Here is a 14,689-nt window from a genome sequence, read left to right as displayed (position 1 = left end):
GCCCGCGAAGGGGCTCAAACCTTCAACACTTTCCCGCTGGCCGCCACGCCGATCAGCATCACCGCGATCAGGCCGAAGGCGATGCTCAAGCTGCTGCCGTGGGCGATAAAACCGATCAAGGCCGGGCCGGCGAGGATGCCGGCGTAACCCAGGGTGGTGATGGCTGGCACGGCGATGGCTTCGGGCATGACGGTCTGTTTGCCCACCGCGGTGTAGAGCACCGGCACGATGTTCGAGCAACCGACACCCACCAGTGCATAGCCCACCAGCGCCGCTTCCCAGGCGGGCGCCAGGGTCGCCAGCAGCAGGCCCGCGGCGGCCACCGAGCCACCCATGACGATCACCCGCTTGGCCCCCAGCTTGTGCACTATGGTGTCGCCAGTCAGGCGGCCGATGGTCATGGTCAGGGCGAATGCGGCGTAACCCAGGCCGGCATAGGCGGCATCCACCTGGCGCTCGGCGCTGAGGAACACCGCGCTCCAGTCCAGCACCGCGCCTTCGGCGAGGAACACCACGAAGCACAGGCAGCCGATGAACAGCACCACGCCGTGGGGCACGGCAAAGGCCGGGCCCGAGCTCTGGCTGCCGTACGGCAACATGTGCGGCGCTGCCTTGAGCAGGGCGGCGACCAGCAGTGCAACCACCACCAGGGTCGCGCCCAGCGGCGACAGGCCCAGGCCGAGCATGGCGCTGACACCGGCCGCGCCGACGATGCCGCCGAGGCTGAACAGGCCATGGAAGCCCGACATCATCGGCCGGCCGCTGGCCCGTTCGACGATCACCGCCTGCAGGTTCACCGTCGAATCCACCGTGCCCAGCCCGGCGCCGAACATGAACAGCCCGGCGATCAGCAGCGGCACCGTGCTCACCGTGGCCAGCAGCGGCAGGGCCAGGCAGATCAGCAGGCTGCCGGCGGCCATCACCCGCCGGCAACCGAAGCGCCCGGCGAGCACCCCGGCGATCGGCATCGCCAGGATCGAACCGACCCCCAGGCACAGCAGCAACAGGCCCAATGTGCCTTCATCGAGCCCGGCCCGGGCCTTGGCGTAGGGCACCAGCGGCGCCCAGGCGGCGATGCCGAAACCGGCGATGAAAAAGGCGATGCGGGTGGCCATCTGTTCCAGGCGGCCGGGGCTGATCTGTTGTTGCGAGGTGTGGGTGTTCAGGGCTGTCATAAAAATCCTTGGCGGTCACCCCGGCGCGCCTGGCGCTTGTCGCCATTGCTGCTGCCGCTGGAGGACCGAGTCTGCCGTTTCACCGACCAGTTGTTGATACACCGCCGGCGACGTGGCGCCTTCGGTGTTGATAAGCAGGACGCGCGAGTGGGCGTCGAGGTGCGCGACTTTGCGCCGCGCGCCATCCTTGCACATCAGGCTCAGTCCCGCGAGGCCCGCGGCGCCGGATTCGCCGGCCACCAGGGGAATGTCCCGGGCGCTGCCGCTGGCCAGTTGGCGCATGGCGTCGGCGGCGAGCGCGTCGGGGACTGTGACAAAACAATCGATCGAAGGTTGCAGGAAGCGCCAGGCCAGGGGCGAGGTGGCGCCACAGGCCAGGCCGGCCATCAGCGAATCCACCGTGCCGCTGGCCTGGGCCGCGCGGCCGGCCTTGGCGCTCTGGTAGAGGCAGTCGGCCTGCTCGGGTTCGACCACCATTAGCCGGGGCCGGTCAGGGCCATGGAATTGCCACAGGTAACTGGCCACGCTCGCCGCCAGGCCACCGACGCCGCCTTGCAGCAACACATGGCTGAACGCCGGCTGCCCGGGCTGGTTGGCGCTCTGTTCCAGCACCTCGGCCACCAGGGCGCCGTAGCCTTGCATCACGTCGCAGGGGATCTGTTCGTAGCCGGCGTAGGAGGTGTCGGCGATCACCTGCCAGCCATAGGTCGCGGCCAGGCGCGCGGCTTCGGCGACCGACTGATCGTAGTGCCCGCGAATCCGCACGATGTGCGCGTCATAGGCAGCGATCGCCAGTTCCCGCTCCAGGCTGACCTGGGCATGCAGCACGATCACGCAGCGACAGCCGATGCTCTGCGCGGCCGCCGCCAGCGCCCGGCCGTGATTGCCGTCGGTGGCGCTGATCACCGTGAAGTCCTTGAGCAACGGGCGGTATTCGCCGCTGAACAGCCCGGGCGCGCTCAGGCCCTGATCCGGCCAGCGCGCAAGGATCTGCCGGACCAGGGCGATCGGTGCGCCCAGGGCCTTGAAGCTGCCCAGGGTCGAGCGCTGGGCTTCGTCCTTGACCCACAGCTGGGCGATCCCCAACTGCTCGGCCAGGTCCGGCAACGCATAGAGCGGGGTCGGCAGCGGGTTGAGCAGCGACCAGTTGGCTAGCCAGTCGCGGCTTTGCGCGGCGCGTTCGATGCTCAGCCACTGCCGCAGGCTTTCGGGGTAGGGCGTGCGCACGGCATGGGGGTTGGCGTAGGGCATGGCGGCTCCTTGAGGTGGCAAGGGGAAGATGGACTCAGGCCTGTTCCAGGCGTCGGCGGACCACGGCCAGCAGCACCTGGGCGCCGTCGAGCAGTTGCTGGTCGTCGGTATGCTCCCGCGGGTTGTGGCTGATGCCGCCGCGGCTGGGCACGAAGATCATCGCCGCCGGGGCGATGCGCGCGATCATCTGTGCGTCGTGGCCGGCGCCGGAGGTCATGGGCCGTTGGCTCAGGCCCAGTTCGCGGGTGCAGGTTTCGATCAGCCGGGTCAGCCCGGGGTCGAACGCCACCGGTTGAAAACGCGCCAGGGTTTCGCAGGTAATGGTCACCCCTTCGCTGGCCGCGGCATCCTCGAGAAACCGCGCCAGGCGTTGTTCGGCGGCCAGCAGGCGCTGCTCGTCGGGATCGCGCAGGTCGACGCTGAACACCGCCCGGCGCGGAATGACGTTGATCACATTGGGCTGCAGTTGCAGGCAACCGACGGTGGCCAGGGTGGTGCCAGCGGAGTCCTGGGCCAGCTCACGCAGGAACACCGTGGTGGCCGCGGCCACCCAACCGGCATCGTGGCGCAGGTGGGTGGGGGTGGTGCCGGCGTGGTTGGCGCTGCCCTGCACGCTGATCTGCTGCCAGGAGATGCCCTGCAGGTTTTCCACCACGCCGATCTGGCAGTGTTCCGCTTCGAGGATCGGCCCCTGTTCGATGTGCAGTTCCAGGTATTCATGGGGCAGCAGCGCCCCGGGCTCCATGTCGCCGGCATAACCGATGCGCGCCAGTTCGTCGCCCAGGCGGCTGCCGTCGGTGCCGATCAGGTCCAGCGCCTGATCGATGTCCAGGCCGCCGGCGTACACCAGCGAGCCGAGCATGTCCGGCTGGTAGCGCACGCCTTCTTCGTTGGTGAAGGCGGCGATGCAGATCGAGCGCCGTGGCGTCACCCCGGCCGTGCGATAGGCGCGCGCCACCGCCAGCCCGGCGAGCACGCCATAGCAGCCGTCCAGCGCGCCGGCATTGGTCACGGTGTCGATATGCGAGCCGATCATCAGTACCTGCTGTTGGCCCTGGTCGCCGTCGGCGCGCAGGGTGCCGAAGATATTGCCGATGCGGTCGATGCGCACCTGCAGGTCGAGGGCGCGCATCCAGCCGACCAGCAGGTCGCGGCCGGCCTTGTCGGTATCGCTCAGGGCAATCCGGGTACGCCCGCCCTGTTGCGGGTCGTGGCCGATGGCGGCCAATTCTTGCAGTTGCTGGAGCAGGGTCGCGCCGTCGAGGCGCAGGGAAGGGGGTAAAGAAGCGGCAGGCATCGCAGGCAGGTTCCAGGTGGCTGATGGGGCTGAGGGCCCGGAAATAATATTGCGTGGCTGGCGAATTTATTTCGCATAATCGCCAAGCTCTACGCAATTTCATTCCATTATTCGGCCCGCCACGGATTCCCGCCCCATGACCACCAGCCTGGATGCCTACGACCTGAAGCTGCTCGCCGAGCTGCAACGGGATGCGCGAACCCCGCAAAGCGAGTTGGGGTTGCGAGTGAACCTGTCCACCGCGGCGGTCAACCGGCGCCTCAAGCGCCTGACCGACGAAGGGGTGATCGAACGCTACAGCGCGGTCGTCGCCCCCGAGGCGCTGGGCTATGAGCTGAGCATCATCGTCGAGGTGGAGGTGGAGAGCGAACGCATCGATCAGCTCGATGCGCTCAAGCGCAGCTTCCAGGCCTGCCCGCAGGTGCAGCAGTGTTACTACGTGGCGGGCGAGTGCGATTTCGTGCTGATCTTCGCCGTGCGCAACATGGCCCAGTACAACGAATTGACCCGCGAGCTGTTCTTCGAGAACAACAACGTCAAGCGCTTCAAGACCCTGGTGGCCATGAGCCGGGTCAAGGTCGGGCTGGATGTGCCGACCGCCCTTTGAGATTCCCACAACACCTGTAGGAGCGAAGCTTGCTCGCGATAAACGAAAACGCGGTCTGTCAGGCGGACCGCGTCGTTCTTATCGCGAGCAAGTCGGATCGCCGCCCGTTCGCTCCTACAGAAGCCGGGTATCTCTGGCTTGCTCGTGGGGCAGGTCGATCAACCCTGGCGACGGGCATCCAGGCTGAAGCGGCCGGCGCCGTAGGCCACCACTTGCAGCAGGCCGCCGGCCATGGCGATGTTCTTGAAGAAGTGGATGAACTGGTTCTGGTCGCCCAGGTTGTTGTGGAAGGCCAGGGCGGTGGCCACGCTGAACACGGCCAGGCCCAGGGCCACCAGGCGGGTGCGGTAGCCGGCGATCAGCAACAGGCCGCCACCCAGTTCCACGGCGATGGCGATACCCAGGGCCAATTGCGGGAAGGGCAGGCCGACCGACTGGATGTAACCGACCATGGCGGCCGGCGCGGCGACTTTCGAGAAGCCGGAGAGGATGAAGATGGCGCTGAGCAGGACGCGCCCGATCAGGCCGATGCTGGCGTTGGTGTTCGAGGTGGCGGACAGGCTGTTGGTCAGTGTGGACATGCTGGATTCTCTCAGTGGGTTCGGCCTCACCACTCTGGTGTGCCGCGATGGAGAGAAGTTTGCCACTGGCTTTATGAACGCAATAGCCGAATAATTTCGAGTGTCAGGTTCGATTTTCTAGAACATAGCCTTTGCGAGAACAGCACCATGTCCAGCAATCCCGGCACGCCCACCCTCGATCAATTGCGCATCTTCCTCACCATCGTCGAGGTCGGCAGCTTTGCCGGCGCGGCGCGCAAGCTGCATCGCGCCACCTCGGTGATCAGCTATTCCATGGCCAACCTGGAGCTGCAACTGGGGGTCACGCTGTTCGACCGCAAGACCACCCGCAAACCCCAGCTCACTGAGGCCGGGCGCACGGTGCTGGCCGAGGCGCGCAGCATCTACAACGGCATCGACGGCCTGCGGGCCAAGGTCAAGGGTTTGCTGCAGGGGCTGGAAGCGGAGGTCCACCTGGTGATCGACGTGATGTTCCCGGCGGCGCGTATCGTCGATGCGCTGAAAAACTTCCGCCGCGAGTTCCCCACGGTACAGCTGCACCTGCATATGGAGGCCCTGGGTGCGGTGGCCGAGATGGTGCTGGCGGGGCGCGCCGCGGTGGGCGTCAGCGGCATGGTGCACCGCGATCTGGCCGGTATCGAGCGGGTGCAGGTGGGGTTCGTCCAGCTGATTCCGGTGGCGGCTCCGGAGCATCCGTTGGCGCAGGCATCGGTCAACCTGCCGGGGGCCGGCCGCGAGCATGTGCAACTGGTGCTGTCGGACCGTTCCGAGCTGACGCGCAACCAGGATTTCGGCGTGGTCGGCACCCACAGCTGGCGCCTGGCGGACCTGGGCTCCAAGCACATGCTGCTCAGGGAAGGCATCGGCTGGGGCAACATGCCGGCGCCGATGGTCGAGGAAGACCTGGCCAGCGGGCGCCTGGTCCAGCTCGACCTGCCGGGGAGCCAGGGCCTGCCTTATGGCTTCGACGCCATCTACCGTCTTGACACGCCACCGGGGCCGGCGGCGTCCTGGCTGATCGATTGGCTGGTGGCCCAGACTCAGTCCGCGGCCTGATCGACCTCCCCGCCAGGGCCGAGGGCCTGGGCCAGGAAGTCGACGAAGAAGCGGATCTTCTGCGACACATGGCGATTGCTGGCATACACCGCGTAGATGGTGCGGCCTGGCATGGAGTAGCAGGGCAGGACCCGCTGCAACTGGCCGCTGTCGAGCAGCGGCTGGGCGATGAACGAAGGCAGGGCGCCAATGCCCAGCCCGGCCTGGAGCATGTCGCTGAGCATCAGGCTGTTGTCCACGGCAAAGCGCACCGGCAGTTCCAGGCGGCTGCTGCCTTGCGGGCCTTCCAGCTGCCAATGGCCGGGATGCTCGGCCAGGCGATAGGCCAGGCAGCTGTGGTCGCGCAGATGGTCGACGGTCTGCGGGCTGCCATGGGCCTGCAGGTAGGCCGGGGCGGCGCAGATCACCTGCTCGATTTCCCCCAGTCGGCGGGCGATCAGCGATGAGTCGCTCAATTGCCGGCGAATCCGCAGCGACACATCGAAGCCTTCGCTCACCACATCCAGCAGGCGGTCGTCGAGGGTCAGGTCGATGCGAAATTGCGGGTAGCGCCGCATGAAGTCGGCGAGGATCGGCGACAGCACCTTGAGGCCGAACGACAGCGGCGCGTTGACCCGCAGGCGGCCGCCGGGCTCGCGGGTGCCAGCGCGGGTCGCGCATTCCAGGGCCGCCAGTTCGTCGAGCAGGTGGCAGCACTCGCTGAAGTAGGCCTGGCCGGCGTCCGACAAACTCATGCGGCGCGTGGTGCGCAGCAGCAACAGGCTGCCCAGGTGTTCCTCCAGCTGGCGCACCTGCTTGCTGACGGCGGCGGTGGATTGCCCCAGGTCGTTGGCTGCGAGGCTGAAGCTGGCGCGCTCCACCACTCGGCGAAAGGTGCGCATGGCTGCCAGCACATCCATATTGTTTCTCCTGGGTTGAATATGTCTTAACGAAACGCCTGATTATCGCCGAATTGTTAATCCATACCATGGCCACTTCATTTCACAGGAGTGTCGTCATGACTGTTTCCCGTTTGTCGCGTGTCATCCCCGGCCTGGCCGCCTTGTCGCTGTTCAGCGCCCTGTTCAGCGCCCTGTTCAGTGCACAGTGCAGCGCCGCGCCCCAGGCCGAGGTGGGCGTCAGCCCTTGGGGGCCGAAGGATGAAATCGGTCGCCTGAACCTGATCACCGAGCAGTCGCGGGCGGCGATCATGGCCCGGGTCAACGGCAGCCAGGCCTACGACCTGGCGGTGGACTATTACGTTGGTATGCCCAGCTGGCAGGCGGCGGGCGATCCTCCCTATCAGATGTGGATGACCCACACCCCCCACGGCAATGTGATCGCCGACCCGATGCAGGTCGGCGAGCCGATGAACCGGCATGTCAGCTACACCGGCTCGGCGGTGTCGATGTACGCCCACATGGGCACCCATATCGATGCGCTCAACCACTTCGGCCTCAATGGCAAGATCTGGAACGGCTTTCGCGCCGACCAGCACCTGGGCGACCGTGGCTGGAACGTCACCGGCGCGGAAAAACTGCCGCCGATCGTTGCTCGTGGGGTGCTGATCGACGTCGCCGCGGCCAAGGGCGTGGACATGCTGGCCGACAATTACCGGGTAACCCGCGCCGACCTGCAACAGGCGCTGAAGGCGCAACAGGTCAGCCTGGAAAAGGGCGACGTGGTGCTGATCCGCACCGGGCGCATGCGTGACTATGAAAAGGCCCAGGCCTATATGGCCAACCCGCCGGGCATGAGCCTGGACGCGGCGAAGTTTCTGGTGGAGGAGGGCGGCGCCATGGTGGTGGGCGCCGATAACCTCAGTTTCGAGACCTTCCCGTCGGAGGTGGAGGGCAACTACCTGCCGTTGCACACCTACCTGCTGGCGATGCAGGGCGCGCCGATCCTGGAGCTGGTCAACCTCGAAGGCCTGTCGCGGGACCGGGTGTACCAGTTCGCCTTTATCGGCGCGTCGTTGAAGTTCCGCGGAGCCGATGCCGCACCGATTCGTCCTATCGCCTTGCCGATTCGCTAGGCGACGTTTGACCTGTAGCCGCTGCCGCAGGCTGCGATCGAGCGGCACGCTCGCGGCGGTCTTGCGGGCGCTGGAGACCCTGCGGGTCTGTCGCAGCCTCGCGGGCTCGGCAGCGGCTACAGGGGCTGCACCCTCGATGGCCGGTGGTGCTCGATGCTTGTGTAGCCGCTGCCGCAGGCTGCGATCGAGCGGCACGCTCGTGGCGGTCTTGCGGGCGCCGAGACCCTGCGGGTCTATCGCAGCCTCGCGGGCTCGGCAGCGGCTACAGGGGCTGCACCCTCGATAGCCGGTGGTGCTCGATGCTTGTGTAGCCGCTGCCGCAGGCTGCGATCGAGCGGCATGCTCGCGGCGGTCTTGCGGGCGCTGGAGACCCTGCGGGTCTGTCGCAGCCTCGCGGGTTCGGCAGCGGCTACAGGGGCGGTGACACCCTCGATATTCCGGTCGGGCCCGATGTTTGTGTAGCCGCTGCCGCAGGCTGCGATCGAGCGGGACGCTCGCGGGGATCTTGCGGGCGCTGGAGACCCTGCGGGTCTATCGCAGCCTCGCGGGCTCGGCAGCGGCTACAGGGGGTGTCAGCGGCTGGGCTCAGTCTTGCCCGCACAACGTTCGCAAGGCCGGGTCGCGTATTTGCATCAGTTCGAACAGCCCCAGGGCGCGGAGCGCCGGCAGGGCGGCCAGCAGGTCCTGCTCGGCGGCGCGCCGCTGTTCTGTCGGCGTGGCCGGTTCGGCCCAGAGCCGGGCATTGGCCAGGAAGGCCCCCACCGTGCCCTTGCGCACTTGGGTGCCGTTGAAATCGGCATGGTTGAGATGATCGGGTAACAGGTCTTCGGCGCGCATGGAGCAGTCCTCGTTTGAATGAGCTTTCAGTCTGCGGCTTGAGGATTGGCTAAACTGCCTGATTCATGCCATTGAATAACCTGAAACTGCCAATGTCCCAACCTCTGGTTTCCTCCGCGCTCGCTCAAGCCCAGGGCGGCCCGCTGCTGGTCGCGGCCTGGCAACAGAGTCCGATCGAGCGGTTGACCGCCGCCCACAGTCACGCCCGCGGCCAACTGCTTGGCGCCCGGCGCGGCCTGCTGTCGGTGACGGCGGCCGACAGCCAGTGGGTGGTGCCGGCGACCCATGCAGTGTGGGTGCCGCCCCGGTGCGAACACGCCTTGCGTTCCCATGGGCCGTTCGATGGCTGGAGTGTCTATATCGAGCCCGACGCCTGCCACGAACTGCCAGCGGAGCCACGGATCATTGCCACCTCCGGGCTGTTGAGGGAGGCGGTGATGCGTGCGGCGAGTTGGCCGCAAGGTGCGCTGGATAAGCCGCAACTGCACATCGCCCGGGTGATCCTCGATGAGCTGGTCAGCTTGCCGGTGGAACCCTTAGGTTTGCCGTTGCCTGTGGACCCGCGGTTACGGCGGATCTGCCAGGCGCTGGCCGACGACCTGGCGGACAACCGTGGTCTGGAAGCCTGGGCGCAGTGGGCGGGGATCTCGTCGCGGACCCTGGCCCGGCGTTTTGTCGGCGAGACCGGTTTTGCCTTCAGCCAGTGGCGGCAGCGGGCACGCCTGCTGCGGGCCCTGGAGCGCCTGGCGGCGGGCGACGCGGTGACCCGGGTGGCGCTGGACCTGGGCTACGACAATGTCAGCGCCTTTATCGCCATGTTCCGCCGTCAGTTCGGGGTAACGCCGGGGCGCTATTTCGCCCGGTTGCACCTGTAGGAGCGAGCTTGCTCGCGATCAGGCCCGCCTGATCATCCCGCCGAAAACCGCTCCCGGCTGTTGCTCAGGTGGGTCCACATCGCCGCCCGCGCGGCATCCGGGTCCTGGCGGCGGATGGCGGCGTAGATGGCTTCGTGTTCCTGGTTGGCCAGGGTCGCCAGTTGCGCCAGGTCGACATCGCCGCGCTCGGCGTCACGCACCCGGGTCCGCGGGATCAGGGCGTTGCCCAAAGATTGCAGGATCTGCACGAAATACGGGTTGCCGGTGGCTTCGGCGATCAGCAGGTGGAAGCGCTGGTCGGCCTCCACGCAGCTGTCGTTGTTGGCCAGCAGTTGCTGGTAGTCGTCCAGCGCCTGGCGCATCTGCGCCAGTTGCTCGGCGCTGCGCCGGCGGGCGGCGAGGGCCACCGCCTGGGTTTCCAGGCCCAGGCGCAGTTCGAGGATGTCGCGCACGCTCAGGGCGGTATCGACATTCAGGCGCAGGCCATGGGTGTCCTGGCGTTCCAGCACGAAGCTGCCGACGCCGTGGTGGGTCTCCACCCAGCCGGCGGCCTGCAGCTTGGAGATGGCTTCGCGCACCACGGTGCGGCTGACGCCATGGGCGCGGACGATGGTGCTTTCCGACGGCAGCTTGTCACCGGGCTTGAGAATGCCGCGCATGATCTGCTGGGTCAGGTCGCTGACCAGCTCATGGGCCAGGTTGGTGGAAGGGCGACGGCGGCCCGGGGCGATATCGGATTCGCTGTTCATGGCAAGGTCGCGCGGGGAAAGCCAAGAGCTTATCACTGAAGCGATAAGACTTGTCTGACATGTACGACAAGTTGTCGGATAAGTTGTTGCTGGATTCAGCCTGTTTTCCCTGCGAGCGGGGCGATTGAAAAAATATCGTGTTCGCTGGATATTTTATTTATTCAAATAAAATCAATTACTTAATTTTATTTATCGATGTCCTCTTCGCTCAGAAAGACTCTGTGCGCAGGTTTCTGTCGTGAATCGCTGCTTGTGACGTTATTTTTGTACTTGTATGATGACTGTCAACTGCGGCGCTCGCCCAGTTACCCGCACATAACAACAAACAAGTGGGAGAGGCATAGTGAACACCACCCTCAATCCGTCCGGGGACGATTCCCTGCTGGCCAGCGCCGTGGCGAAGGTCAAGCGCCATGTGCTGCCGCTGTTCGTGATCATGTTCATCGTCAACTACATCGACCGGGTCAACATCGGCTTCGTCCGCACTCACCTGGAACATGACCTGGGCATCGGCGCTGCGGCCTACGGTTTTGGCGCCGGGCTGTTCTTCATCGGTTACGCGCTGTTCGAAGTGCCATCCAACATTTTGTTGCAGCGGGTCGGCGCGCGGATCTGGCTGACCCGCATCATGTTCACCTGGGGGCTGGTGGCCACGGCCATGGCCTTCGTGCAGAACGAAACCCAGTTCTATGTGCTGCGCTTCCTGCTGGGGGTGGCCGAGGCCGGGTTCTTCCCCGGGGTGATCTACTACTTCACCCGCTGGCTGCCTGGCGTGGAGCGGGGCAAGGCGATCGCCATTTTCTTGAGCGGGTCGGCCTTGGCTTCGCTGGTCTCCGGCCCGCTGTCCGGGGCGCTGTTGCAGATCGAAGGCCTGGGCTGGCACGGCTGGCAGTGGATGTTCATCATCGAAGGCATGGCCTCGGTGCTGCTTTGCGGTTTTGTCTGGTTCTGGCTCGACTCCGCGCCCCGCGACGCCAAGTGGCTGAGTACCGCCGAACAGGACGCGCTGGTGCTGGCGATCGACAACGAGCAGCGCGAGCGCGAAGCGGCGATGCCGGTCAAGCCGTCGCTCTGGACCCTGCTCAAGGACCGGCAGATCCTGCTGTTCTGCCTGATCTACTTCTGCATCCAGCTGACCATCTACGCCGCCACCTTCTGGCTGCCGAGCATCATCAAGAAGATGGGCGACCTCAGCGACTTGCAGGTGGGCTTCTTCAATTCCATTCCCTGGCTGATCTCGATCATCGCCATGTACGCCTTCGCCGCGGCCTCCGGCAAATGGAAGTTCCAGCAGGCCTGGGTCGCCATCGCGCTGCTGGTGGCGGCTGTGGGGATGTTCCTGTCCACCACCGGCGGGCCGGTGTTCGCCTTTGTCGCGGTGTGTTTCGCCGCCATCGGCTTCAAGTCGGCGTCCGCGCTGTTCTGGCCGATTCCCCAGGCTTATCTGGATGCACGCATCGCCGCGGCGGTGATCGCCCTGATCAACTCCATCGGCAACCTGGGTGGCTTCGTCGCCCCGGCTACTTTCGGTTTGCTGGAGCAGCGCACCGGGTCGATCCAGGGCGGGCTGTACGGCCTGGCGGCGACCTCGATCATCGCCGCGATCATCGTGTTTTTCGCCCGCACCCGGCCCAAGCCCGTTGCCGCGCCGGCGCCCTTGGGCGAAACCCGCCCGCTGCTGGATAAATCCCACTGATTTTTGCCGACAGGAACCGACCCATGACTTTTGATTCCACCCAGCATCACCCTGGCCAGACGCCCCTCATCACCCGCCTGCAAGTAGTGCCAGTGGCCGGGCATGACAGCATGCTGCTCAACCTCAGCGGCGCCCACGGCCCGTTCTTCACCCGCAATATTGTGATCATCAGCGACAGCGCCGGTAACACCGGAGTCGGTGAGGTGCCGGGGGGCGAAAAGATTCGCGCCACCCTCGAAGAGGCCCGCGAACTGCTGCTCGGCCAGCCCATCGGCCATTACCAGAAGCTGCTCAACCGGGTGCGCCAGCGTTTTGCCGGGCGCGATGCCGAGGGGCGGGGACTGCAGACCTTCGACCTGCGCGTGGCCATCCATGCGGTCACCGCCCTGGAAGCGGCGCTGCTCGATCTGCTTGGCCAGTTTCTCGGCGTGCCGGTGGCGGCCTTGCTCGGCGAAGGCCAGCAGCGCGAATCGGTGAAGATGCTCGGCTACCTGTTCTATATCGGCGACCGGCGCCAGACCGACCTGGCCTACCGCAACGAAGCCGAGGCCGACGATGCCTGGCTGCGCCTGCGCCACGAGCCGGCGCTGAACGCCGAGGGCATCGTGCGCCTGGCCGAGGCGGCCAGGGCGCGGTATGGCTTCAACGACTTCAAGCTCAAGGGCGGCGTGCTGCGCGGCGAAGAGGAGATGGAGGCGGTCACCGCCCTGGCCGAGTGCTTCCCCCAGGCGCGCATCACCCTCGATCCCAACGGCGCCTGGTCGCTGAAGCAGGCGGTCGCCCTGTGCCGCGACCAACACCAGGTGCTGGCCTATGCCGAAGACCCCTGCGGAGCGGAAAACGGTTACTCCGGGCGTGAGGTGATGGCCGAGTTCCGCCGCGCCACCGGGCTGCCCACCGCGACCAATATGATCGCCACCGACTGGCGGGAAATGGGCCACGCGATCCAGCTGCAAGCGGTGGACATTCCCCTGGCCGATCCGCATTTCTGGACGATGCAGGGTTCGGTGCGGGTGGCGCAGATGTGCCATGAATGGGGCCTGACCTGGGGCTCGCATTCCAACAACCACTTCGATATTTCCCTGGCCATGTTTACCCATGTGGCGGCCGCGGCGCCGGGCGAAATCACCGCCATCGACACCCACTGGATCTGGCAGGACGGCCAGCACCTGACCCGCAACCCCTTGCAGATCGTTGAGGGCTGTGTGGCGGTGCCGCAGACGCCGGGGCTGGGGGTCGAGCTGGACCTGGATGCGCTGGCCCGCGCCCATGAGCTGTACAACAGCCGGGGCCTGGGCGCGCGGGACGACAGTGTGGCCATGCAGTTCCTGATCCCGGGCTGGCGCTTCGATAACAAGCGGCCGTGCCTGGTGCGCTGAGCCAGGTAGGGGAAGCTTGGTAGGGGGCTTGGCCGGGCCGCTGCATTCACAGTAATGTCAGCGGCCCGTCTGCTTTTGGAAGCTCCACATGACTTCTTTCTACGATGCCCGCGGCAATCTTTACGGCGTAGTGGCGCCCGCCACGGTACGTGAGCTGGGGATTGCCTTGCCGGCCAGCGCGGCCGAGGCGGCGTTAGCCCGGGCCGACTGGAGCGAACAGGCCATCGAGGCCTTGTGCGGCTGGGCGCCCGGCACCCGGCCGGAAGGGGCCAAGGCCCATCGCAGCGACGGCTTGCTGGTCGGGCCGTTCCAGGACGCGCCACCGTTCGACCTGCTGATCGTCAACACCGACGGCACCCTGGCCGAGCGCAGCGGCAACGGCCTGACCATCTTTTCCCAGGCCTTGACCGAGCAAGGGCTGCTGCCGGCTCAGGGGCCTACGGAGTTGCGGGTGCACCATGACAAGCCGGATGGGGTGTCGCCGGTGGCGACTGTGGTCGAGCCGGCGCAGGTGGCCGGGGTGTCCGGCTTCTGGCTGGACCTCGGGCAACCGGGGTTCGGGCCACAGGCCGTGGGCGCGCAACAAGGGGTCGAGCATGAGGGTTCGAGCTGCGTCGACCTGAGCCGTGTGCGCGGGTTGGCGCGGTTGCGTCCGGAATGGAGCCGCAGCCAGTTCGTGCGCATCGGCAACCCTCATTGCGTGACCCTGGTCGACGACGCCAGCGCCTTGCCGAGCAACCGGCAGATGAGCGAGGCGCCCCTGGCCGAGGCCCTGACCCGCATCGCCTACGCCATGCCCACCGGCAGCGGCGAACCTTGCCCGGCGGGGGTGAACCTGCAATGGGCGTGGCTGGAAGGCCCACAGCGTATCGCCGCGCGGGTGTTCGAACGCGGCGAAGGCGCCACCGCATCCTCCGGCACCAGCGCCAGTGCGGTGGCCAGCGCGGCGTGGCGGGTCGGTTGGGTCAAGGCCGGCGAAGTGGCGGTGGTGATGCCTGGCGGTACCGCGCCGTTGCGCCTGGAAGCGCAGGGTGGGGAGTTGGTGCGGGTCAGTCTGTTCGGTACGGCAACGGCTATAGGGTAAGCCGAACGATCGCTATCGCGGGCAAGCCTCGCTCCTACAAAGTCGCGGCGGGCGCACCATTGCGGCCAACCCAATCCCTGTAGGAGCG

General features: G+C 66.4%; 14 protein-coding genes. 7 read left to right on the top strand and 7 right to left on the bottom strand.

The genetic code is table 11. The annotated features are described in order from the left end of the window. Nucleotides 1-14: 14 nt before the first annotated feature. Genes ACTJKT_RS09865 through ACTJKT_RS09855 form a run of 3 tightly spaced genes read right to left on the bottom strand, consistent with a single transcriptional unit; the run spans nucleotide 15 to nucleotide 3,723 of the window. A complete protein-coding gene (locus ACTJKT_RS09865; RefSeq protein WP_440786936.1) occupies nucleotides 15-1,175 on the bottom strand; it encodes an MFS transporter in 1,161 nt (386 codons plus the stop codon). 15 nt (nucleotides 1,176-1,190) lie between these two features. Continuing rightward, nucleotides 1,191-2,426 carry a diaminopropionate ammonia-lyase gene (locus tag ACTJKT_RS09860; RefSeq protein ID WP_440786935.1) on the bottom strand — a complete coding sequence of 412 codons (1,236 nt, stop codon included), beginning with the start codon at nucleotides 2,424-2,426 and terminating at the stop codon, nucleotides 1,191-1,193. Nucleotides 2,427-2,460: 34 nt separating this feature from the next. Next, nucleotides 2,461-3,723 carry a Zn-dependent hydrolase gene (locus tag ACTJKT_RS09855; RefSeq protein WP_440786934.1) on the bottom strand — a complete coding sequence of 421 codons (1,263 nt, stop codon included), beginning with the start codon at nucleotides 3,721-3,723 and terminating at the stop codon, nucleotides 2,461-2,463. Between the two features lie 136 nt (nucleotides 3,724-3,859). Here ACTJKT_RS09855 and ACTJKT_RS09850 point away from each other — a divergent pair, with 136 nt between their 5' ends. Then, nucleotides 3,860-4,330, top strand: coding sequence for an Lrp/AsnC family transcriptional regulator (locus ACTJKT_RS09850; RefSeq protein WP_440786933.1), 471 nt, complete (start codon nucleotides 3,860-3,862; stop codon nucleotides 4,328-4,330). Between the two features lie 158 nt (nucleotides 4,331-4,488). Here ACTJKT_RS09850 and ACTJKT_RS09845 read toward each other — a convergent pair whose 3' ends face one another. Then, nucleotides 4,489-4,911, bottom strand: coding sequence for a DoxX family protein (locus ACTJKT_RS09845; RefSeq protein WP_440786932.1), 423 nt, complete (start codon nucleotides 4,909-4,911; stop codon nucleotides 4,489-4,491). Nucleotides 4,912-5,058: 147 nt separating this feature from the next. Between ACTJKT_RS09845 and ACTJKT_RS09840 the strand changes: the two genes are divergently transcribed. After that, on the top strand, nucleotides 5,059-5,967 hold the full coding sequence (locus tag ACTJKT_RS09840) for a LysR family transcriptional regulator (protein WP_440786931.1): 909 nt from the start codon (nucleotides 5,059-5,061) through the stop codon (nucleotides 5,965-5,967). Here ACTJKT_RS09840 and ACTJKT_RS09835 read toward each other — a convergent pair. After that, entirely contained in the window at nucleotides 5,952-6,866 is a 915-nt protein-coding gene (locus tag ACTJKT_RS09835; RefSeq protein ID WP_440786930.1) for a LysR family transcriptional regulator, read from the bottom strand. The two genes, ACTJKT_RS09840 and ACTJKT_RS09835, sit on opposite strands and share 16 nt — an antisense overlap. 98 nt (nucleotides 6,867-6,964) lie before the next feature. On the opposite strand from ACTJKT_RS09835, the gene ACTJKT_RS09830 reads away from it, so the two are divergent. Next, nucleotides 6,965-7,981: a cyclase family protein gene (locus tag ACTJKT_RS09830; protein WP_440786929.1), complete on the top strand. Its 1,017-nt coding sequence runs from the start codon at nucleotides 6,965-6,967 to the stop codon at nucleotides 7,979-7,981. A 585-nt stretch (nucleotides 7,982-8,566) separates the two neighbouring features. Here the strand turns inward: ACTJKT_RS09830 and ACTJKT_RS09825 are convergent. After that, nucleotides 8,567-8,818: a DUF7709 family protein gene (locus ACTJKT_RS09825; protein WP_440786928.1), complete on the bottom strand. Its 252-nt coding sequence runs from the start codon at nucleotides 8,816-8,818 to the stop codon at nucleotides 8,567-8,569. Nucleotides 8,819-8,910: 92 nt separating this feature from the next. Between ACTJKT_RS09825 and ACTJKT_RS09820 the strand changes: the two genes are divergently transcribed. Then, on the top strand, nucleotides 8,911-9,693 hold the full coding sequence (locus ACTJKT_RS09820) for an AraC family transcriptional regulator (RefSeq protein WP_440786927.1): 783 nt from the start codon (nucleotides 8,911-8,913) through the stop codon (nucleotides 9,691-9,693). A gap of 32 nt (nucleotides 9,694-9,725) precedes the next feature. On the opposite strand, the gene ACTJKT_RS09815 is transcribed toward ACTJKT_RS09820, so the two are convergent. Continuing rightward, entirely contained in the window at nucleotides 9,726-10,442 is a 717-nt protein-coding gene (locus ACTJKT_RS09815; protein WP_440786926.1) for a FadR/GntR family transcriptional regulator, read from the bottom strand. A gap of 343 nt (nucleotides 10,443-10,785) precedes the next feature. On the opposite strand from ACTJKT_RS09815, the gene ACTJKT_RS09810 reads away from it, so the two are divergent. The 3 genes from ACTJKT_RS09810 to ACTJKT_RS09800 all read left to right on the top strand — a co-directional run bounded on the left by ACTJKT_RS09810 (nucleotide 10,786) and on the right by ACTJKT_RS09800 (nucleotide 14,601). Continuing rightward, nucleotides 10,786-12,138, top strand: a complete 1,353-nt coding sequence (locus tag ACTJKT_RS09810; protein WP_440786925.1) for an MFS transporter — start codon at nucleotides 10,786-10,788, stop codon at nucleotides 12,136-12,138. A 23-nt stretch (nucleotides 12,139-12,161) separates the two neighbouring features. After that, entirely contained in the window at nucleotides 12,162-13,517 is a 1,356-nt protein-coding gene (gudD, locus tag ACTJKT_RS09805) for a glucarate dehydratase (protein WP_440786924.1), read from the top strand. 88 nt (nucleotides 13,518-13,605) lie between these two features. Continuing rightward, entirely contained in the window at nucleotides 13,606-14,601 is a 996-nt protein-coding gene (locus tag ACTJKT_RS09800) for a diaminopimelate epimerase (RefSeq protein WP_440786923.1), read from the top strand. Nucleotides 14,602-14,689 lie beyond the last annotated feature (88 nt).

This window comes from Pseudomonas sp. 22526 (assembly GCF_052044735.1).
In the GTDB taxonomy this organism is placed as follows: Bacteria; Pseudomonadota; Gammaproteobacteria; order Pseudomonadales; family Pseudomonadaceae; genus Aquipseudomonas; species Aquipseudomonas piscium.
The sequence above is the reverse complement of the archived record's forward strand: the minus strand, read 5'-3'. Positions and strand labels throughout refer to the sequence as shown.

What these genes read in the sequence shown, in the direction of transcription:
- ACTJKT_RS09835 (WP_440786930.1), bottom strand. Translation starts at nt 6,866, where the DNA reads ATGGATGTGCTGGCAGCCATGCGCACCTTTCGCCGAGTGGTGGAGCGC.
- ACTJKT_RS09845 (WP_440786932.1), bottom strand. Translation starts at nt 4,911, where the DNA reads ATGTCCACACTGACCAACAGCCTGTCCGCCACCTCGAACACCAACGCC.
- ACTJKT_RS09855 (WP_440786934.1), bottom strand. Translation starts at nt 3,723, where the DNA reads ATGCCTGCCGCTTCTTTACCCCCTTCCCTGCGCCTCGACGGCGCGACC.
- ACTJKT_RS09860 (WP_440786935.1), bottom strand. Translation starts at nt 2,426, where the DNA reads ATGCCCTACGCCAACCCCCATGCCGTGCGCACGCCCTACCCCGAAAGC.
- ACTJKT_RS09850 (WP_440786933.1), top strand. Translation starts at nt 3,860, where the DNA reads ATGACCACCAGCCTGGATGCCTACGACCTGAAGCTGCTCGCCGAGCTG.
- ACTJKT_RS09800 (WP_440786923.1), top strand. Translation starts at nt 13,606, where the DNA reads ATGACTTCTTTCTACGATGCCCGCGGCAATCTTTACGGCGTAGTGGCG.
- gudD (WP_440786924.1), top strand. Translation starts at nt 12,162, where the DNA reads ATGACTTTTGATTCCACCCAGCATCACCCTGGCCAGACGCCCCTCATC.
- ACTJKT_RS09865 (WP_440786936.1), bottom strand. Translation starts at nt 1,175, where the DNA reads ATGACAGCCCTGAACACCCACACCTCGCAACAACAGATCAGCCCCGGC.
- ACTJKT_RS09825 (WP_440786928.1), bottom strand. Translation starts at nt 8,818, where the DNA reads ATGCGCGCCGAAGACCTGTTACCCGATCATCTCAACCATGCCGATTTC.
- ACTJKT_RS09815 (WP_440786926.1), bottom strand. Translation starts at nt 10,442, where the DNA reads ATGAACAGCGAATCCGATATCGCCCCGGGCCGCCGTCGCCCTTCCACC.
- ACTJKT_RS09840 (WP_440786931.1), top strand. Translation starts at nt 5,059, where the DNA reads ATGTCCAGCAATCCCGGCACGCCCACCCTCGATCAATTGCGCATCTTC.
- ACTJKT_RS09820 (WP_440786927.1), top strand. Translation starts at nt 8,911, where the DNA reads ATGTCCCAACCTCTGGTTTCCTCCGCGCTCGCTCAAGCCCAGGGCGGC.
- ACTJKT_RS09830 (WP_440786929.1), top strand. Translation starts at nt 6,965, where the DNA reads ATGACTGTTTCCCGTTTGTCGCGTGTCATCCCCGGCCTGGCCGCCTTG.